General features: G+C 31.6%; 10 protein-coding genes and 2 rRNA genes. 4 read left to right on the top strand and 8 right to left on the bottom strand.

Annotated elements, in window-relative coordinates; genetic code table 4:
- Positions 1–19 precede the first annotated feature (19 nt).
- The 4 genes from MYF_RS03115 to MYF_RS03100 all read right to left on the bottom strand — a co-directional run bounded on the left by MYF_RS03115 (position 20) and on the right by MYF_RS03100 (position 3,771).
- On the bottom strand, positions 20–985 hold the full coding sequence (locus tag MYF_RS03115; RefSeq protein WP_002557486.1) for a hypothetical protein: 966 nt from the start codon (positions 983–985) through the stop codon (positions 20–22).
- A gap of 87 nt (positions 986–1,072) precedes the next feature.
- Positions 1,073–2,635: an MATE family efflux transporter gene (locus tag MYF_RS03110; RefSeq protein ID WP_002557487.1), complete on the bottom strand. Its 1,563-nt coding sequence runs from the start codon at positions 2,633–2,635 to the stop codon at positions 1,073–1,075.
- Positions 2,635–3,117: a transcription elongation factor GreA gene (greA, locus tag MYF_RS03105; protein ID WP_039387722.1), complete on the bottom strand. Its 483-nt coding sequence runs from the start codon at positions 3,115–3,117 to the stop codon at positions 2,635–2,637. The genes MYF_RS03110 and greA overlap by 1 nt, the downstream gene beginning before the upstream one ends.
- A gap of 15 nt (positions 3,118–3,132) precedes the next feature.
- Positions 3,133–3,771, bottom strand: coding sequence for a BC85_0335 family putative methyltransferase (locus MYF_RS03100; protein WP_002557489.1), 639 nt, complete (start codon positions 3,769–3,771; stop codon positions 3,133–3,135).
- Between the two features lie 566 nt (positions 3,772–4,337).
- Between MYF_RS03100 and MYF_RS03095 the strand changes: the two genes are divergently transcribed.
- Positions 4,338–5,878 (top strand): 16S ribosomal RNA (locus MYF_RS03095).
- Positions 5,879–6,267: 389 nt separating this feature from the next.
- Positions 6,268–9,169 (top strand): 23S ribosomal RNA (locus MYF_RS03090).
- The 16S and 23S rRNA genes sit together here, the layout of an rRNA operon.
- A gap of 143 nt (positions 9,170–9,312) precedes the next feature.
- Here the strand turns inward: MYF_RS03090 and MYF_RS03085 are convergent.
- From MYF_RS03085 to MYF_RS03075, 3 genes are read right to left on the bottom strand one after another with little or no spacing between them, the layout of a single operon-like run.
- The gene (locus MYF_RS03085; protein ID WP_002557490.1) at positions 9,313–10,914 is read right to left on the bottom strand and encodes an ATP-binding cassette domain-containing protein; all 1,602 of its coding nucleotides are present in this window, start codon (positions 10,912–10,914) and stop codon (positions 9,313–9,315) included.
- Positions 10,898–12,505, bottom strand: coding sequence for an ATP-binding cassette domain-containing protein (locus MYF_RS03080; protein WP_002557491.1), 1,608 nt, complete (start codon positions 12,503–12,505; stop codon positions 10,898–10,900). Before MYF_RS03080 ends, MYF_RS03085 begins: the two co-directional genes overlap by 17 nt.
- A gap of 21 nt (positions 12,506–12,526) precedes the next feature.
- Positions 12,527–12,928 carry a hypothetical protein gene (locus MYF_RS03075; RefSeq protein ID WP_040538372.1) on the bottom strand — a complete coding sequence of 134 codons (402 nt, stop codon included), beginning with the start codon at positions 12,926–12,928 and terminating at the stop codon, positions 12,527–12,529.
- Between the two features lie 405 nt (positions 12,929–13,333).
- Here MYF_RS03075 and MYF_RS03070 point away from each other — a divergent pair, with 405 nt between their 5' ends.
- Together MYF_RS03070 and MYF_RS03065 are read left to right on the top strand one after the other, a co-directional pair.
- Positions 13,334–16,978 (top strand): P97 family adhesin, encoded by a 3,645-nt coding sequence (locus MYF_RS03070; RefSeq protein ID WP_002557493.1) that lies wholly within the window; start codon positions 13,334–13,336, stop codon positions 16,976–16,978.
- A 14-nt stretch (positions 16,979–16,992) separates the two neighbouring features.
- Positions 16,993–20,514 carry a P110/LppT family adhesin N-terminal domain gene (locus MYF_RS03065; protein WP_002557494.1) on the top strand — a complete coding sequence of 1,174 codons (3,522 nt, stop codon included), beginning with the start codon at positions 16,993–16,995 and terminating at the stop codon, positions 20,512–20,514.
- Positions 20,515–20,587: 73 nt separating this feature from the next.
- Here the strand turns inward: MYF_RS03065 and MYF_RS03060 are convergent, their stop codons facing one another.
- A complete protein-coding gene (locus MYF_RS03060; RefSeq protein WP_081605276.1) occupies positions 20,588–22,078 on the bottom strand; it encodes an LppA-related lipoprotein in 1,491 nt (496 codons plus the stop codon).
- Positions 22,079–22,190 lie beyond the last annotated feature (112 nt).

Genomic DNA, 22,190 nt, shown 5'->3' with positions numbered 1-22,190 from the left:
TTATCAATATTTTATTTAATTAATTAATGGAATAGGCAAATTTTTTATAAACAAGAGGCACAACTGCTTTTGCGGTAAAATAAATTACGGATAAATTGATTCAAATTTTTACTGGAGATGTTATTATATGGGTTAAAAAAGCAGTGTCAAAATTGATAAGCGCTCCAGATTGAACATCACCTTTTGCAGCAATAATGTTTGTAATTGGTTCTTGCAATGCAGAGAAAACAATAATCGGCACAATTGTTAAATACCTTTCATTTTTTCGGAAAAATTTAATAAATCTTGCAAAAATTAGAAAAATAATCATTGAAAATGTGCCAAAAAGTGTCAGAACTAGAAAAGAAATTTTGTTTGAAATAAAACGAGATTGGCTAAAATCAATCGAAGAACTAAACAATACAACATAAATTGTAATCATAGTAATTGAAATTAAAATTAAAATGCTTGCAATTCAATAAAAATTTAATAATGCTTTTTCTTCTTTTCAATTTTCTATTTTTTTTACTTTTTTTTGTAAGAAAAGCAATTTTTGTTGGATTTTCTTTTCTAAAAAGTCATCATTTGTATTATAACTGATTTTATGATAAGTTAAATCAAAAATTTTTCGTTTTTGATTGAAAATTTTTTGCTCCAAACGAGATAAAATGCTTTTTTTTTCGAATCATTTTTTACCTTTAATTACAAAAAATCAAAAAGAAACCCCAGGAATAAATCCCGCAAGCGAAAGAAACAAAGTATAATATCAAGAATAAACACCCGGTATAAACAAAAATGTGATTAGATCAGCGAGCAAACCTGTTAAAAAGCCGACAAAAGGCCCAAAAATAAATCCAGTTATTTTGATTGGTAGTCCGATAATCGAAAGACGAAAGTTAGGGAGAATCGCAAAAGGCGCTAATCTTACCCCAATTATTAACAAAATTACCGCGATTGATATGAAAATTGCGACAAAAGAGATTTTCATATTTGTTAGCTTAAGCATGAATTTTCTCCTTTATCTCATATTTTTTTAGTATTTTTTAAATTTTTCTACAATAAATTATAACTTAAAAGTATAAAAAAATATAAATTATGGTAAATTTTTTGCTGTTTTTTCAAGGGTTAAATTGATTGCTCAGTTAGTTTTTAAATACAAAATTTCGTAAATTATTCACTTTGCAATATCAGAAGAATAAAAAATTGCCATCAAAAAAAACAACTTATTATCTACATTTTCAAGAAGCGGCAAAAACACAAGGATGGTAATAATTTGTCAACAAAGCTGGTAAATTCCAAGGAAAAAGTCTCATAAACTTGCAAAATTAGCACGACCACCAGCCTTAATTATGTTTAGAGAAGCATTAATTTGAACTCAAATTGGGTTTAGCAAAACTATTAGAATTGAAATTTGGAAAATCTGACTAAGATAAAAGTTGATTGCTAAACTTTGCTGTTTTTTAATAATTTCGTGATTTATTGGCAAGTTGTTTGTTAGAAAATAGCCTTTTAAACCTTTTTCAACCTGAATTTCGACGCCTTTTGTTATTAGATTAGTTTTTGTGATAATAACTACAGTGATAAAAGCCAAAATCGATATGGCAATTGAAATAATAAGTAAAAATCCTTTTAACATTGCAGCATTTTTTTTTGCTATATCAAGTTTGTTTTTGCCCAAATTTTGGCCAACAACAATTGAAACACTTGTCTGAATTGCGGCAAAAGTTGTCAATAATATATTTGTTATTGTAATAATAATGCCGGAAATTGTTAAAAAACCAATTCCTCAATATTTATAAAAACCTGTTCCATCGTTAATTCCGATTGAGCCAGACGGTAAACTTTGGGACCACAAAATTGTCCGGGTTGAGACAATAAGGGATGAAAAAATTACTAAGTACATCCCAAATAAACGTTTAAAATATTGTTTTCAAATTTTTTTTTCAATTTCAAAGATTTTTAGTAGGCTTATTTTAATTTCTTTTCTGCAAAATAAATGATATAAATGCATTAAGATTGCCGTAATCAGTCGCGAAATTACGGTTGCAAGCGCTGAACCAGCAACACCCATTTGCGGAATTAGTACTAAATTCAAACTAACATTTGAAATTAAAGTGAACAAAGAGAACAAAAGCGAGATTTTTATTATACCAATTTCCCGCAAAATTCCTGATGTTGTGACAATATATGCAAATAAAATTCAAGAAAAAGCTATTATAAATAAGTAACTTTTTGCATCTTTAAAGATATTATTATCCAAAATAGTCGCGGTTTTATTTCACTGAACAACTTTTAACATCTCATCAGGAATTGTCCATGAAAGTATTCCGAAAACTAAAACAGTAGAAACTGATAGAATATAGCGAATATTATTAACTTGTTTTGCAAGATTGGTCTGTTTTTTTCCTCAATATTGACTAAAAATAATTGAACCAATTAAGTTAATCGAGATAACAAAAGAAAAAATTATTCCTGTTCAAACATTAGCCATTCCAACGGCTGTGATTCCGCCGCTAATTTGTGCAACCATAAAATTATCAATAAAATTATTTATTGATATAAAAAGTGTAGCAAAAATAACTGGAATTACAATTTTTGTGAATTTTTTTCATTTTTCAGTCGAATCAGGGAAAAAATGACGGACTGAAAAAGGCATTATTCGTTAATTACTTCCAAAATTTTTACTGAATATTTCTCGTTTACATCAACTTCAACTTCGTCCCCTTGGTCTTGGCCTAAAAGTGCTTGTGCAATCGGCGAAAAATTTGAAATTTTGTTTGCAAAAGGATCAGCATCAATTGAACTGACGATTTGAAAAGTTTGTTTTTCGTGACTTTCAATATTTTCAAGAGTTACTTTAGAGCCAATAGAAACTCTGCTTGAACCAGAATTTGTCTCAATTATTTTAGCTCTTGAAATAATAGTTTCCAATTCACGGATTTTTGATTCAATTATTCCTTGCTTTTCCCGAGCAACATCGTATTCGGCATTTTCTGAAAGATCACCTTGAGAACGAGCATCCTTAATTTCTTGGATAACATTCACACGCTCAACATTGAGAAGATGTTCAAGTTCCTTTTTAATTTCTTCAAGTTTTTGCTCAGTTAAAAGGATTTCGTCATTCATCATTTTTTTCATATTTTGCTCCTTTTTTTAAATATTGTTAGCAAATTTTAATTTATTTTTTTCAATTATTAAAAAATCATAATAAAAATATTCATCAAAGGCTATTTTTTCCGCTTTTAAAAATTTTAAAATTGTTCGGCGTTGATTTTTTTGGTATTTCAAAATTAAAACGCCGCCAATTTTGAGCATTTCTAAAAATTCTAAGATATTTTTAGCTTCAATTTTAACAGAAATTAAGATACAATCAAAAAAAGGCTCGTAAAAACTAACCAAATTAAGTCCGCTAATTGTTAATTTTTCAGTGTTTTTGTTAAATTTTTCCTGATCAAGGTAATTAACTGCTAGAATATTTTGCGAATTTTTGATGTTTTTTTGAGAAAGACAAGCAAGTAAACCGTCATTTTCAAGGAAAAGATTTTTTTTAAAATTTTCCTTATTAATTTTATTTATAATGACTTCAAGACTTTCAATTAATCAAATTTCACTATTTAATTCTAAAACCTGTTCCCTAATATTTATTAGTTTTTCTGAATCCTTGCTTTCTAAATTAAAACTGTATTTTTTGATTAACTGGTTTTTTTTATATTTTGTTCAAAAAAGTGAAATGAAAGCAATTGAGAAAGAAATAATTCCTGTTGTTAATAAAATTATTTTTCAATTCGGCATTTTTTATTACTAATTGCGCTGTGTATATTTAAAATTATACTTTTTTTTGTAAAAAATACGGAAAAAATAAAAAAACGTAAAATCTAATGTTTTTCCCGTTTTTTTGACTTGTTTTTACATAAGGTTTTTATAAATGAATAAAAACTCAAAAAAAATAAAAAAACGAAAAAAAATATTTATTTTAACTATTTTTTGTTAGAATTGAAATTAATTTTATAAATCAGAGAAGAATTTTACATTTTTTTTTGTAAAAAACAGTGCAAAATTCTTCCCCACCAACATGTATTTTCCCAACAAAATTCCTTTATTTATAAACTGTACGTACGCACTGACTTCTTTTTTTCTTGTTTTTTTTCGCTATACGGTATAATGTTAGTGTTTTCGCTCTGGAGTTTTGTGGGTTGCATTTATGAGTTGAATTTCATATATGCAAAAAATATGCAAAAAAAAAAAAAAAAAATAATTTTTATGGTAGAATTAACCTTACGCCGCAAAAAAGGCGAAATAGAATTTTAGATCTTTCAAAACTAGGTATATAATTACGAAACCAATTTTAAATTAAACGCAATCATGAGAGTTTGATCCTAGCTCAGGATGAACGCTAGCTGTGTGCTTAATACATGCATGTTGAACGGGATAGTATTTTAGTTTTACTAAAGTATTGTTTTAGTAGCAAATGGGTGAGTAACACGTACCTAACCTACCTTTTGGACTGGGATAACCATTGGAAACAGTGGCTAATACCGGATATAATAAAAATTCACATGAATTTTTATGAAAAGGAGCGAAAATAAGCTCCACCAAAAAATGGGGGTGCGCAACATTAGTTAGTTGGTAGGGTAAAGGCCTACCAAGACGATGATGTTTAGCGGGGCCAAGAGGTTGTACCGCCACACTGGGATTGAGATACGGCCCAGACTCCTACGGGAGGCAGCAGTAAGGAATATTCCACAATGAGCGAAAGCTTGATGGAGCGACACAGCGTGCAGGATGAAGTCTTTAGGTATGTAAACTGCTGTTGTAAGGGAAGAAAAAATTAGGTAGGGAATGATCTAATCTTGACGGTACCTTACTAGAAAGCGACGGCAAACTATGTGCCAGCAGCCGCGGTAATACATAGGTCGCAAGCGTTATCCGGAATTATTGGGCGTAAAGCGTTCGTAGGTTTTTTGTTAAGTTTAAGGTTAAATGCTAAAGCTCAACTTTAGTCCGCTTTAGATACTGGCAAAATAGAATTATGAAGAGGTTAGCGGAATTCCTAGTGGAGTGGTGGAATACGTAGATATTAGGAAGAACACCAATAGGCGAAGGCAGCTAACTGGTCATATATTGACACTGAGGGACGAAAGCGTGGGGAGCAAACAGGATTAGATACCCTGGTAGTCCACGCCGTAAACGATGATCATTAGTTGGTGGCAGAAGTCACTAGCGCAGCTAACGCGTTAAATGATCCGCCTGAGTAGTATGCTCGCAAGAGTGAAACTTAAAGGAATTGACGGGAACCCGCACAAGCGGTGGAGCATGTGGTTTAATTTGAAGATACGCGTAGAACCTTACCCACTCTTGACATTCTCGCAAAACTATAGAGATATAGCGGAGGCTAACGAGATTACAGATGGTGCATGGTTGTCGTCAGCTCGTGTCGTGAGATGTTAGGTTAAGTCCTGCAACGAGCGCAACCCTTTTCTTTAGTTGCTAACATTAAGTTGAGAACCCTAGAGATACTGCCGGTGTAAACCGGAGGAAGGTGGGGATGACGTCAAATCATCATGCCTCTTACGAGTGGGGCAACACACGTGCTACAATGGCTACTACAAAGAGCAGCAAAACAGTGATGTCAAGCTAATCTCAAAAAAGTAGTCTCAGTTCGGATTGAAGTCTGCAACTCGACTTCATGAAGTCGGAATCGCTAGTAATCGCAGGTCAGCTATACTGCGGTGAATACGTTCTCGGGTTTTGTACACACCGCCCGTCACACCATGGGAGTTGGTAATGCCCAAAGTCGGTGAGTTAACCTCGGAGACCATTGCCTAAGGCAGGACCGATGACTGGGGTGAAGTCGTAACAAGGTATCCCTACGAGAACGTGGGGATGGAACACCTCCTTTCTACGGAAAAATTACCATATATTTAAATATGGCTTCCAAAAATAAAAATATTATTTTAATTCGCATTCTTTTTTTGAATATAAATTTAGTTACTTTTTTTAATTCATTTTCCTCCTTGTTTATTATAATTGGTATATATGCCTAGTTTTGAGAGCTCTATTGTTCTCAAATTTTGTTTAAATAACAAAATTTTAGTTCTTTCAAAACTGAATAGTAACAATTTTATTTCTGATTGAAAAACAGAAATAATTCCAATAATCTTTTAAAATTAAACCGAGTTTATTTTTTATTCATAATTTCGATTATGAATAAGATTATTTCAAGATTGTTAAAATACCTTAAGATATATTATCTAAAAAATAGGCTATACTCAAAAAATAGTTTTAACTTTTTAAATAAATAAGAGTATTTGGTGGATGCCTTGGGTCTGAAAGTCGATGAAGGACGTGATTACCTGCGATAAGCTTCGTGGAGTTGGAAATAAACTATGATACGGAGATTTCCGAATGGGGTAACCCAATCTAGCAAACCTAGATTGCGCTTTAATGAATCCATAGTTAAAGCAGCGAAATACGTTGCGAATTGAAACATCTTAGTAGCAACAGGAAAAGAAAATAAATAATGATTCCCAAAGTAGTGGCGAGCGAAATGGGAAAAGCCCAAACCGTTTTTACGGTGTTGTAGGACATTTTAACTGAGTTACAAAATTATATAATAGTAGAAAAAGTTGGAAAGCTTTGACATAGAAGGTGATATCCCTGTATACGAAATTATATAATCTCATAAATGTATCCTGAGTAGGGCGGGGCACGTGGAACCCTGTCTGAATCTGCCAGGACCACCTGGTAAGGCTAAATACTAATCAGACACCGATAGTGAACTAGTACCGTGAGGGAAAGGTGAAAAGAACCCCGAGAGGGGAGTGAAACAGATTCTGAAACCATTTACTTACAAGTAGTCAAAGCACGTTAATGTGTGATGGCGTACATCTTGCAGTATGGTCCGGCGAGTTATGTTAGCAAGCAAGGTTAAGCAGATTAAAGCGGAGCCGTAGGGAAACCGAGTCTGAATAGGGCGTTTAGTTTGTTGACATAGACCCGAAACCAGGTGATCTATCCATGAGCAGAATGAAACTTTGGTAAAACAAAGTGGAGGTTCGAACCGCAGTACGCTAAAAAGTGCCCGGATGACTTGTGGATAGCGGTGAAATTCCAATCGAACCTGGAGATAGCTGGTTCTCTTCGAAATAGCTTTAGGGCTAGCGTGTAGTAATATAATTAGTGGGGGTAGAGCACTGAATATGGAATGGCGGCACCTAGCTGTACTGACTATAATCAAACTCCGAATACCATTAATTTTACCTATGCAGTCGGAACGTGGGTGATAACGTCCACGCTCGCGAGGGAAACAACCCAGATCGTCAGCTAAGGTCCCAAAATTGTGTTAAGTGAGAAAGGTTGTGTAATTTCTCAAACAACTAGGATGTTGGCTTAGAAGCAGCCACCATTTAAAGAGTGCGTAATTGCTCACTAGTCAAGAGATCATGCGCCAATAATGTAACGGGACTAAAACACAATACCGAAGCTACGGGTAAATTTTTTTATAAAGTTTGCGTTAGGAGAGCGTTTTAATTTCGCTGAAGCTAGAGGGTAACTACTAGTGAAGAAATTAAAAGTGAGAATGCCGGAATGAGTAACGACTCGTGGTGAGAATCCACGACGCCTATTGGGGAAGGTTTCCTGGGCAAGGGTCGTCCACCCAGGGTTAGTCAGGGCCTAAGGAGAGGCTGAAAAGCGTATCCGATGGACAATCGGTTAATATTCCGATACTTGTTAACAAAGCGACGGGGTGACGAAAAAAGATAGTTTTACCACTTACTGGATTGTGGGGCAAGCAAGCAAGAAAGTTATATAGGCAAATCCGTATAACACTAATTTCAAGCTGTGATGCATAGGGAAGAGGAGACTCAAGTACCGAATTAAATGATTCTATGTTTCCAAGAAAAGCCTCTAGTATTAATTTTTTAACAACCTGTACCAAGAACGGACACACGTCCCCAAGATGAGTATTCTAAGGTGAGCGAGAAAACCAATGTTAAGGAACTCTGCAAAATTATCCCGTACGTTCGCAAGAAGGGATGCCCTTTTTAAGGGCCTCAGTAAAATAGGGGGGGCAACTGTTTATCAAAAACACAGCTCTCTGCGAAGGCGCAAGCCGAAGTATAGAGGGTGAAGCCTGCCCAGTGCCCGAAGGTTAAGCAAAGTTGTTAGCTTTTTGCAAAGCAACCAAGTGAAGCCCGGGTGAACGGCGGCCGTAACTATAACGGTCCTAAGGTAGCGAAATTCCTTGTCAACTAATTATTGACCTGCACGAAAGGCGCAATGATCTCCCTACTGTCTCAACATTGGACTCGGTGAAATTATGGTACCAGTGAAAACGCTGGTTACCCGCATCAAGACGAAAAGACCCCGTGGAGCTTTACTATAACTTCGTATTGAGAATTGGTTTATTATGTGTAGGATAGGTGGGAGACAGCGATCCAAGGACGCTAGTTCTTGAGGAGTCAACCTTGAAATACCACCCTTAATAAATTGATTTTCTAACCTGCTTCTATTATCTAGAAGAGAGACAGTGCGTGGTGGGTAGTTTGACTGGGGCGGTCACCTCCTAAAAAGTAACGGAGGTGTTCAAAGCTACACTCAATATGGTCAGAAACCATATGCAGAGCATAAAGGTAAAAGTGTGGTTGACTGCAAGACCTACAAGTCGAGCAGGTGCGAAAGCAGGACTTAGTGATCCGGCGGTTCATTGTGGAATGGCCGTCGCTCAACGGATAAAAGCTACCCCGGGGATAACAGGCTAATCTTCCCCAAGAGATCACATCGACGGGAAGGTTTGGCACCTCGATGTCGGCTCATCGCATCCTGGAGCTGAAGTCGGTTCCAAGGGTTTGGCTGTTCGCCAATTAAAGCGGTACGTGAGCTGGGTTCAGAACGTCGTGAGACAGTTCGGTCCCTATCTGATGTGGGCGTTGGAATATTGATGAGAGCTGCTCTTAGTACGAGAGGACCGGAGTGGACGTACCGCTAGTGTTCCAGTTGTCTTGCCAAAGGCACAGCTGGGTAGCTAAGTACGGAAAAGATAACCGCTGAAAGCATCTAAGCGGGAAGCTTCCTCAAAGATGAGTATTCCTTATGAAATTCCTTATAGACTATGAGGTTGATAGGTTAGAGGTGTAAGTGTAGTAATACATTCAGCTGACTAATACTAATAAATTCAAAGTTTAAAAAGTTAAATCTTAAAGTATTTTAATCACAAAGTTGCTATTCAGTTTTGAGAGTTCTAAAATAAATCTTAAAACCTTTTTTGAATGTTTGCTAAAAAACAAATTTTCAAAAAAGGTTTTTGTTTTATCAAGTTAAAGCCCTTTAACTTTAAGAAACTAAAATTTGATTTTTGGAAAAATTTAGCTGAAAATCAAATTTGGAAATTAAGTTTTGATCTAAATTGTGGAAAATAAAAAATAAAGTGATATTTTGCTTAAGAAGTCAAGCTAGAAGATTTTGACTATTTGTTTTATCAAGATTGGAAAAGGCTTCATCAAGAATTAGAATTGGCTTTGTTTCAATAAGGTGACTTGCAAAATTAATTAGTTGCTTTTGACCAACTGAGAGATCACTTTTTTCGCAATAGTTTATTAAAATTTTACCTTTTAATTTCGCTAAATTAACTAAATTAATTAGATCTTCAATTTTTCTTGCTTCATATTTTGAATAAAAACTGATATTCTGGTCTAAATCGCCTTCAATTAAGCACGGATTGTTATCAAGATAGCTAATATTTGTAATGATATTTTCGTCACTGATTGATTTTAGATCTCTTGAATTAAAAGTGATTTTTCCTGTATAATCGCGTTCAATACCCATTAGAATTTTTAAAAAAGTCGATTTTCCAGCGCCATTTTCACCTTGAAGGAGATATTTTTTGCCCTTGATTATTTTAAGATTAACATCTTTTAATACAAGTTTATCTTGATAATTAAAATTTAGATTTTCAATACTAATCAGGTCAATTTTTTCATTAAAGCTCTGGAAATTCAAGATTTTTTTAGCGCTTTTTTCATTTAATTTTGATTTTCTAAACTGTGTTTTTAAGGATAAATAATTAATCATTAGAACAATAAGGGTGTTAAAATCGTTGATAAATAGTTGATTTGCGCTGTTAATTGTTACAAGAACAACGATTGTTTGCGCGGAATTTTTATAATATATGCCTAATAAAATAATAGATAGATCAGTTAAAATCAGGAACAATTTGCGGATGCTTAAGTTTATATTGTTGTTAAATTCGTTCCAAAATCTATAAGATTTTTGGCCAAAACTAGCATTTCTAGCTGTTGGTTTTAAAATTTTTTTCAATAAATGAATTTTATTGAAAAACAAAAAAGCTTCGAATTTAGCCAACTTTTTGTTAAATTCTTCATTAAAATTCTCAAGTGAATTTAGTTGCTCTTGGATTTTTTTACTAAAAAATTTTCTAAAAAATGCCGGAAATACTGTTCAAAGAAGGATAAGACCTAGAACAAATGCGCCAATTAGCGGATTTATATAAAAAATAGTTGCTAAAATCGATATAATTGGGAAAATGATTGAAATTATATGGAATAAAAAAGCAAAAAACATCTCCCCTTTTGTAAAAGCTTCATTAAAAAACAAGGAAAAATAACTTCCTGGAGTGTTTTTAACATATTCTTTATATGTTAAATTATCAAAGATTTCCGCCTTCTTTTTAATTAATTCAATTGCACTTGCTTGTCCAAAAATTCTTGAAAGTAAGGAATTATGAAGCGTTGATAAAAACGAGCTAACCAAAATCGCAAAAATTTCAAGCAAAAGTCAAATTATCATCTGAATTTGCTTGTTTTCAATTAAAGACTGATATAAAAATTTTTGTGAAACTATTGAAAGAGCAACTAAGCCAAAAATAAAAAGCGAATAAAAAACATTAAAAAAATGCAATTTAACTATTTTTTTCATAGCTATTTCCTCTTAATTCAATAATTTGATTAAAGTTTGATTTTTGTCACTCGCTGATGTGGTGGCTAATAAAAACAACGGTAAATTCGGGATTTTCTAGCAATTGACTAATTAAAATTTTGGAATAATCTTTTTGAATATTGTCAAAAGCTTCATCAATTAGTCAAAATTTTATTGGTGAGTATTTAAGTCGCGCAAAAACAATTTTTTGTTTTTGACCTTCAGAAAGTTTAGAATCGCTAATTTCCTTTTCAAGTTCAAAATCAATTTCCAATGATTTTAGTATCAAATTTAATTTTTGATAATCAGGATTTTCATCAAATAAAGTGATATTATTTTTAAGACTTGATTCAAAAATCAAATTTTGGTTGTCAATAAACCCAATTTGTCGCCTTAAATATTTTTGATCTAAATTTTTCTGATCATAATTATTGTTGATCATAATTTTTCCCTGATAGTTATTATAAACTCCGGAAATTAATTTGATTAATGTCGATTTTCCGGTTCCGTTTGGGGCGCTAACTAAATATTTTTTATTTTTTTCGAATTCAAAATTAAAATTATCTAGAACAATTTTGTCATCAAAACTAAAATTAACATTTTCAAAACTAATTTTATTAATTTCTTCTTCTGGTACTATTTTTTGCTCAGGTAAATCACCTTCATTAACAATTTTATCAAGCAAAAAGCCGGATTGTTTAAATTGAAACAGACTAAGAACGACATTTCCAATATCAGAATTAAAACGGTTAGAATACAAAAGTAGGGATAAAAAAATTGTTAAACTATAAAATTTATAAAAGGTTAAAAGCGATAATTCAATTAAAACTATTACAATTGACAGGTTAAATAAAATCGTTAGTGCTAGATTTAATTTGGTAAGTTTTTTATATTCTTTTATTTGATTTTTGGAAAAATTTTTATAACTATTATAAAATAATTGTTTAAATTTTTCCTTTTTGTTATGAAAAAAGAAAGCTTTAAAGGAATTAAGAAGTCCGAGATTGTATTTGGAAAAAGTTTCACTATCTTCTGATAGTTTCATTACCGGATCAGAGGCGTATTTATTAATTTTTTTTTGAAAAAGTAGTAAAATAAAACTTAAAAATAAAGTAGTTATAATTAAAATTCAACCTCACCTAGGGGATAGAACTATCATCAAAGAAACTCCTGTAATAATCGAAATCATTGGTGAGATTATGTTTAGAAAGCTTTCAATGGCTTCCAAACTTTGCCTTAGATCGTAATTAAATCATGATAGCATTGCGTTTTTGTTGAATTTTAAATCACAGTAATCACTATTTTGAATTTTTTTGATAATAATATCACTTAATTTGTTGCGGATATCCATTTCTAAAATGCTAAAAAGTCAACCTTTTAAAAAAGTAAAAACGATAAAAATTGCCAGCGGGACAATCAGCAAGGTAAGCGATAAACTTAGATCAAAAGTCGGCTTTTCTTCTGTTAGAAATTCAAAAATAAACTTATAACTAAAAATATGAGCTAAAAAACCTGCCTCTTTTATGAAAATGATCAAAATAATAGCTATGAATTTCAGTTTTGCAAAACTAAATAATTTACTAAAACTCATTTTTCTCCTTAAACTAAATTATTAAGCAAATAATTTAGAAATTTTTAGTATAAAACTGTAAATTTTTGAGTTATAACTTTTTATTTTTGAATTTTTATCAAAAAAATAGCTAAAAAAATTTTTGTTATTTACACATGCATAAATGGTTTCAATTATTAAACTATTAAAAAGTTTAAAATCCTTATGATTATGATGAAAAATATTATCTCTAAAAAAGTTTTTTTCATCATATCAAAAGTTGAGAACAAAAACTATTCATCTCAAAAGTTGTTTGTAATAAATTTTAGTATTACCTTTTTGCCCAAAATAATGTATAAATCCTGTAACACCGTAAAAAAAGCCAATTTTGGTTGAGACTGTGTTTTTCAATGATTTTTCGAGTAATACAATTTGCTTATTATATTTTTTATATTTACTTTTCAAAACTAAATAACACAAACCAAGAGAACCATTTCAAATATAAGGCGAATATCGATTTTTATTCCTTACAATTGTTTTTCCATTAATTTTTTCAGTTCTTTTTTCAAAAATACATATTATAGCAAAAAAATAATTAAAGCGGAAATTTTCAGCAAAATTCTTTCAGTTTTGCTAGCTTTAACTAACTAAAGAAACTTTTAAAATAAGGGCAAATTTTTTCGCGAAAATATAAAAAATTTGCTTTTTTTTTTTTTGCTATGCTATAATTCTAAATTGAAAATGAGAATAAATAAATTTACTGCATTTTTAAATGAAAAATAATTAAGGAAAAATCCTTTTAATGTTCAACAGCAAATACGTAATTATTTTATCATTTTGTTTATTATTTATATAATATAAGGAGGGAATATGGCTAAGAGTAAAAATCCAATAGTAATGACAGCAACGGCAATTACTGGTATTGCAGTGTTTGCAACCACTATTGGGCTTGTAACTAGGATTAGTTATACAGGCAAAAATCCTCGTGCTGAATTAGAGAGTTTAGTTTCCCGGGTTAAACATGTCGCTTTTAAATCTGACGTTTTTGATAATTCTACGACATATAAACAAATAAAAGAAATGCTTTTTGATGAAACTGGCAAATTAAAGGCAGGAATTGATTTAAAAAAATTCGTATCTTTTTATACAACAGTTAATTCAAGAATTCATAAATTCGATCCTAATTTTACCCCAAATCGGCCATTTTTGGAATTTATTAACTTAATTCCAAACGATGAAGACGAAAGTTTTGAGATTCAATTTCGTGCAAAACATCAAATTGACAATAATTATACCGCATATTCAAATATACTAAGCAAAAAAATTTCATTTGTTCAACGTTCTCAGTTCGCTTTAGCTGATTTTAATGCAAATTTGGAAAAAATCACAAAAAGTTTTGAAGCTAATATTCAAAATTTGCGTAAAAAAGATTTGTCTAGTAATTTTGCAAGCGAGAATTTGGCTATAATTTCTCAAAAAATTCCTTTTCTGACTCGTGTTGAAGATTTTGCCAAAGATATTAACAAATCTGGAACTCAAGAAGAAGCCATAAAAAGAATTTCCCAGTATTTTCCTGATTTTCAAAAACTTATTTATGAACTTAATGATGATAATAATAACAAATTGCCTTTTAAAAAAGGCAAAATTTTTACATTTAGTTTAGAAAAACACGCAGGTACTAACAACTTTATTACTCTTAGTGCCGATTTAGAACCAAGTTTTTTAGTTAAAGCTGAACTTACAAACGAGGCAAAATTTGAACTTAAAGATTTAAATATTCAAGAAATTCAAATGCTTGAGAAAATTAAATTAGTTCCAAGTTCTAAAACTGAGCCTGAAAAAAGTCAGCAAACAGAGACAAAAAAAGAAAATGAAGTAAAACCTGAGGTGAATGAAATCGCTGCGCAAAACCCGACCCCAGAAACAACAAAGACTGTGCATATAGCGAGTAAAAAACCATCTTATTTTGCCGATATTGACGAAATTTTAAGTAATATTAGTATCCGAAAACTAAAATTATCTGATTTTAAAATAACTGCAAAAGAAGTTACAATCCAATCTAATACAACACCGACTTCATCGCCCCTTGCGGCAGTAGCACCAAGTCAATCAGGGTCACAACCCACCCAAGCGACAAGCGCAAGCTCTTCACCTTCAAGTACTTCTGGCACATCTACTCCGCAAGCAAAGCCTGAAAATAAAAAACCTCAACTTCCTGCAACACAGACGGCAAAACCACAAGGGGAAAAACCAGAAATATTACCTAATTATTTTGAAATTTATCAGCAAAAAGCAGACGAATTTCTTACTGAGATTAACAAAAAATTTTATCAATCAAATCAGGCAAAATCAGATGCAGTGGTTAGCAAAATAAATTCGCAGTTTTTAATTAACCCAATTTCATTGGATTTTGGCAAATTAAGCCCATATTTTAAAAAGTCTAATCCCGAAGGTGTTAGTTACCTTTTTGATATTGCAAACGCCGAAATTAAAGAAGAAAACGAAAAAACAAGTCTTGCAATTCCCGTAACAATCAGTATTTTTTCAAGTTTTTTTGGCGATTTTAACGAAAAACTTTTAAAGCAGAAACACGATATTTTTGTGCTTCCAAATTTTAAAACGGATATGCAAAAGGGGTCCAAAAACCAAGTTCCCCAGCCAAGTTTAGACAAAGACAAACAAACTTATTATCTAGTAAAAAGTTTAACTAAATTTTCCGAACCTAGCCAAGAATCTGGAAAAACAAGTGAAAACAGTGAAAACAGTGAAGTCAAAATACTTTCTTCAACCGGTTATATTTCTAAACAAGAACTAGAAGCTTTGATCGAACAAAGCAAAAAAGCTGAAGCTAGAGCGAGCGAGCCAGAACTTAAAAAAGTAAAAGTAGCCCGTAGTCTGAAAGATACCAACAATCAAGAGCAAACAACCACAACTCCAACAGCAAATAATCATGGGAAGAATCAAAATTCCCAAGAATCACAACCTAGCCCAGCGCCAGAAAAAAAAGGGGAAAAACCTCAACCTGAGCCGTTTTTAGAGCCTAAATATGACGAAATTAGAGAGATTATAGCAAACCCTTTCCAATATGGTTATAATTTTGGGGCAAATGAAGCAATGTTAAATGCTTGGGTTGGAAAACAAGTTTTTCCAAGTCCAAAAGATTTTGCAGATTTTAAACAAAACAATTCAATTTCTTCTGAATATCAAATAAAATCTTTAAAATCAGACAAGTTTTTTGAAAATGACTATGATGTTGCAGCTTTTTACGCTTATTTAGTTCAACTTGATCCTGCGCGGGTTTTAGAATATTTCTACGAAATCGCAAAAGCAAATAATTTAATCGATCCTTCTACTCAATTAGATATGCAAAATGTAAAAGAGGGAAATGTATTTTTTGAAGCTGAAAAAATTAAACTTAAAACAACAGACCAAAATCCAGTTTATGCTCTTGATTTTAACAGTCAAGTTTTGAACTTTGATTTGCGTGGGTGAATTTCAAATCTTTATTTGCCTAAAAATTTAATAGATAACAAAATAAATCCCGCGACTGAAGGCCTAAACGATGCGAAAATTTTTGGAAAACTAAGCGAACAAAATGCAAATACCGAACTTTTTAAGCAACTAAAAGAAAGCCTTGAAAAGATTCAGAAAACTTTTAAAGACGCTAGTGCGTCAATTTTAAAGGAATCTAGTTCTTCCGACACCAATTCTCATTCTCAATCCAGCAACGGCCTTAGTTTGACGGACACAAAAGATAGCGAGATTAAAAAGTTCTTTAAAGAAAAAACGCAAAATTTCCGTGATTTAAGAGATGTTTTGCTTGCCTTTTATTATAAAGCAAAACAAATGAATAATTTCAGTGCTTGGAAAAAAATCGGTATCGGTAATAATTTAGATTATAAAATTATTTTTGAAAAATATAATAATAATAGCCAAAATTCACACTCAAATGCAATCCCTGATGGTGTTGAAGAATATAAATTAGTTTATTATTATAAGATTTTTGACACAAAAACTAAAAAAGATTTATACCAAACTCCTAAAACCACACTAAATTTATACCTAAGCAAAACACCAACAAGAACAGAAGAATATAAAGCAAAACAAGAACTTAACAAAGCAATTTTATCAATCCCTTATTCATATTCAGTATTTTATCTAAAAAAAGATCAATTTGATAAAATTGAAGATAAACCAAAAACACCGCCAAACAGCAATAAAAATGGATTTGAGCAAACAGAAGGCTTTAAAAAAATTCAGCAACATGTCGCTAGTTTTAACAAAGATTTTGAAGTTTCAGTAGCAAGTCAGAAAAAAGATCCATTTAATCCAGATAGAATCAAAATTGTAAATCTTCAAGTAAAGCCAAAAACTATACCTTCAAAAGAAGGAAAAGCTGTAGTAACAAAAAATTCAGCGCTCCAATTCCAAGTTAAAATTATTTTAGATTCAGATTCAGAAAATCCCCAAACAACCCAAACCCAATTAACCGGTGAAGCAAAATCAACTAAGTAAAAAAAGGATTTATAATGCACACAGAGAACAATAAAAATTTAAAAAATTCAATGACAATTATCTCAGTTGGGTTTTCTATTACAGCAATTTTGACAACAATTGTTGCTGTCCCTATAGGTCTTTCAGCTTTTGAAAGAACCTATGCAGCACAAGTTCAAGGAAATGTAAATAAACAAGAAGTTAAAAATTTAAAATCTGAAGTTGAATTTTCAGAAGAAGCTTTTTCCAATGCTGTTAATAATTTAAAGATTTTTGATAAATTTAAAAATTTATCAGCGAAAACTGCATTTGAGCTTGCAAAAAATCCCAGATATTCTTTCAATTTTTTGCAAATTTTTGATTTCAATCCCATTATACAACATAAATTTCGTGTGGTTTTAAATACCGAAAATGCGGTAGTTTCAGGTTCTGAAATTCAAAATGTGATTGTTTATGCACACTCAGAACAATTTCACCTTACTTATTCTAAAAGAATTGCTTTAAAAGGTTTTGCGGCAACAGATGCAATACAAGGAAATTTAGTTAATTACCAAATTAATCTTAAAAAATCAAATTTAAGTTTAGATCCTGCAAAAAGTTCGAATTTACTAGCTTCCGAAATTGCTTTTAAGTTAGATAATGATTTTCAAAAAGCCTATAAAAAGCTGCGTTCTCGTCCACAGGCTTTTGCTGATGCTTTACTTGCAAATGGGTTAACTTATAATCTTGTTAACAATTTAGGTCTGCCGACAATTTTGGAAAAAGGTTATGTTTTGGCGCCCAAAACAATCGAAAATGAAAAAGCGAAGCAAGAAAAAATTGTGCAAATAGGTGAAACCGATAGTGAAAGGGTAGCAAGGCTTGCAAAAATTGAAAATCTAGTTTTCAAAAATCTAGATGATACAAAAGGAACGCTTTCAATTGCCTTTGAATTAATTGATGAAAACGGTAAATTGGTTCAAGAATTTGACTTTTCAATTCTAGGAATCCCAAAGTTAGACCACGATAAAATAAAAAAAGAAGTACTCGCAAAAGTAAGAGAGTTTGTGGAAATAAAACCCCTTGTTCAACTTGCCCTTGTGCGCGATAATTTGTCTTTGGCTGAAATAGTTTACAAAAATGATAATAACCCAGAAAATCTTACTAAGATTTTAGCTAAACTAGTTCAAGAAAAAACTCAAAGCCAGGCTAAAACAATAAACGCGCCGCGAAAATTCCAGGATTCAGCAGAAAATCCAAAAGAAAATTCTGCACCTGTTAAAAAAGCCGAAAACGAAATGTCTCAAAAGTTCGAATTAAATCGCGAAGATTTTCAAAGTTTTTTCACTTTTAAAACAAGTTCTATTCCAATTCCAGGGCTTCCTTTGTATTATATTAATATCAATTCTATTGACTTTGCCAAAAATTTAACTCAGGAAGAAAAAAACAAACTTTTAGAAAAGGGCGAAATTTCTCTTGTTGTTAATTTTGATGTTAAAAAAGAATTTAGTATTCAAACACCTTATCTTGATGAAAGAGAACTTATAAAATCAAGTTATTCCCCAGTTTTAAAACAATCGCTAGCAAAAATAGGAAAAGGTTCCAATTCCAAACAGTTTTTGCTGGATTTAGGAACTTTAGAAACTACTATTCCAGTTCAACTCGATTATAATTCTAACCAAAGGAAATTAATATCCACAGTTTTAGAAAAGCATCCTGAAAAAGCAAAAGAATTAACAAAATTGGAAAATTTGCAATCTTTTGATAGTAAGAGTTTAACAAACGCTGATTTGTTTTCCACAAATTTTGAATTCAAGCAAAATCCTAATTCTGAATATTTAACTTTAGGTCGGATCAAATCTTTAGTTCAAGAAGTTGTTGAAAGCGCTAAAAGTGGACGCAGTTTTGAGGAAGTAGCCCTAACACTTTACTTTTTAGATAACGGCAAAGAACCTGATAGTTTGTCAGAGCTTGAAAAATATAAGAAAGCACATGCTTCAGAATTTGCTGAACCTGCAAGTACCGCGAAAACTCAAACAAAAACCCCGCCTAAAGATGTTAAACAAGTAGGGGGAGATAAGAGTAAGCAAAAGCCTCAAGAAGAAAGTGTTGGCAAAACAAACCCCACAAGCAACGCTCAACAAAATAGCTCCGAGAATTCAAGTTCGCAAACTTCAAATACAACATCTTCTGCATCTGCAAACACTGTTCAGTCAAGCGTCACTTCCTCTTCTAGTTCAGCAACAAAAGTAAGGCTAACAAAATTTGAAGAAGCGAAAACAACTTCTGTCCAGCCTTCTACATCACCAAAAAAAACCGAAGAAATCAAAGGAAACACTAAAGAAAACCGAGGGATAGGTTTAGGAATATTGCTCTGGAAATTCTTGCAAAAATCAAATTATTCCGTAATTGGAGATTTAAATATCGAATACAAAGTCGAGCAAATTGGAAAACAACAAGTTAGTGTAAAACTTATTTTTAGTCCAAAAAAGGAAAACGCAGGTGAAGCAAGTTCTCAGGTAGCATTTATAATCAAAGCTTTAGATGATACCCCAGATTATGACTTTCTTAGAAATTACAATCCAACGTTGTTTTTTGATTTTACAAAACAACAGCAAAGTGATGCAAAAGGCGTAGTAACTAAAATTAGCGCCCTAAACCAAGGAAGTATAAGCATAAATCTAAATCAAAATCAGCAAAAGGGCAATACAAAAAACCTTAATACAGCTGATGGTGAAGGCCTACATCTTCAACAAAGTGTTGACATTGACTTTGGACAGGCAAAGCAAATCAATGGAAGCCAAACTATGAGTCAGCCAAAGCAAGATAATTCAAAAGGCCTCGTTCTTCACAATGGTGTAATTTTATTAGCTTTTCATCAAAAAAACGTGTCTTTTGAAAAACAGTATTTAATAAATGATGGCAAAGGTACCGCTGGGCTTTGGATAAAAAAACAAAAACATACTGATAACCAAGAAAAATATATTCTCGGTTTGGATACCAGCGATTCTTATAACCAAGTTGTCGGGTTAAAAGTAGCAATGATATCCGGGTTAGAGGGCGAGCTTAAAAAAGATCGTTCTATTACAATCGATGGTAACTATCAAGGTAGTGCCGAAAATAAATTCCAAATCAGCCAAGCACTACAATCTATTGTAGGGACTTCACAACCCGCACCGCTTCAAAATTTCTGGCAGAAAAATGTTAACAAACCAGAATCAGAAAATTTTGATTTTATAAAAGATAACAAATTATTGTTTTTAACAATTGTGCAAAACGGTCCCAAATATAATTTTTGGTTAACTTCTCAAAGCACTCAAAACCCCTACACCCAAAAAATCGAATCATTTCTAAACTTAACAGCCTCAAAAGATTCATTTAAACAATTTCATATATCTAGTTTAGGGCCAAAAAAACCAAATAGCAGCACAAATCAAGGCCAAAACAATTCAACAACTTCTTCTTCCCCAGTAATTACCTTTAAAGGTTTAGCCGTTTTTGATTCGGCTGAGTTAGCAGCTAACCTAGATGTAGTGTCGGAATTAACTAATCATTTTATTAAACAATTTAAAAATTAAATTTAAAAAAGGTTACTTAGCCTAATTAAAGTTCTTTTTGTTTTGTTTAAAAACCTGATTTAAAACTGTAAAGTTATTTATTTTCATTTCAAGTAAACTCACCTTTAATTTCGTGAGTTTTTTTTGTTCCAAACAATAATTCGCTCTCCGGGGTTAAAGCTTGATTATTTTCTAGTAAAAACGAATCTAGCTTTAAGTTTCAAGAAATTTTATTTCCCTCTTTTTTTAGTTCTAAATTGTTAACTAATTGGGTTGATTCTAAATTCGCATATTGAATTTGCGGAAATACCAATCATTTTTTCCATTTAGCTTCGCTTAGTTTAATTCATTTATTATTTATATTTGCATTAATTCTTACATGCAGCATGTCTAGTAAAATTTTTAAAAACCCGTTTTTGACAAAATCAGAATTTAGGTCTTTATTTTTTATTCAATTTTCATCTTTGGCTAATTTTATTTCTAAATCTTGCTTGGCAAGATTAATTTCATAATTATTATCAGAATTTTTAGCCAACCCTGTAAATTCTAAAGTTTCAATTTTTGGTAAAACTTCTTTTATTTCGGTATTTTCCCCTATTTTCCAAAGTTGAAAATTAATTTTTAATTTGCCATTTTCATCATCAGGTTGGGTGCTTATTATGTCAAAACCGTATTTGTTATTATCAGAATCTGCTTTTGAAAATTCAACAAAACTATTTTTAAGCCCTAAGCCAAAATTTTTCCCGTTTAAAATAAAATCTGAATTGTTAAAAATTGGTAATGAAATTCCTTCGCTTTTGTCTTTATTTAATAAGGCAAAAGCTAAAAACGAAGGAAAAATATGCTTAAAGTCATCAGGTAAGATTTTTGCCTTTAAACTAAATTCGTTTTGCTTTTCTTCGTATAAAATATTAATTTTTTTGGAAGCGCTAACTGTTGAATTTTCTTTTAGGCTCAAAACTAGAAATACATTTTCAATTGGATTTTTCTCGCGATTTTCTTTTGCGGTTGCGCGAGAAAAATCAAGTTTTGCTTCATATTTTTCATCAAGGTTCTGAATTGGCAAAACAAAATTAACATAAGAAAAATTTTTCTTATCGCCATTTCCGCTATAAATTATTGTTTGAGGTAGCGAAGATTTTAAGGAATTTGTAACATAAAGTGTGTTTGGCAAAGTTGAAAGATAACCTTTTAAGTGCGCTAATTCAATATCAGTTTGTTTTTGTTCTTGTTGGGGGTTAAAAGGTTTTATAATAAATTTATCCGCAATTTTAGGCTCTTCTTTATTTTCGAAAATTGGTTTGTTTTCTTTTTCTTTAGTTTCAGAATTGTTAGCGGGTTTTGGAACTGGAGCTAGTTCAGTTTTTTTTGGCGTTTCTTTTTTGGTTTTTGATTGAGTAATTTGTTCAGAATTTTTGATTCTTTCAGCTTTTTCCTGGTTTTTCAAGTTTTCTTCGGTATTGCTTAGTTTTTCATTTTCTAAAATTGGTGTCTTAGAAACATTAGAACATCCAGCAGATAAAATGAAAATACTAGAAGCATTTAAAAGCAAAAAAGTCCATTTTTTCTTTTTTTTCAACTTCATAATAAATAATTTTACAATATTAAAGTGAAATTTTTTAAAAACTAAAAAAAAACGGGAAAAATACAGTAGAAAAACTAAAAAGGTTAACAAAAAATATTTTAATTATATTATT

Origin of the sequence: Mesomycoplasma flocculare ATCC 27399, from assembly GCF_000815065.1 — a bacterium.
Taxonomy (GTDB): domain Bacteria; phylum Bacillota_I; class Bacilli_A; order Mycoplasmatales; family Metamycoplasmataceae; genus Mesomycoplasma; species Mesomycoplasma flocculare.
This window is presented reverse-complemented; position numbering and strand designations above follow the sequence as displayed.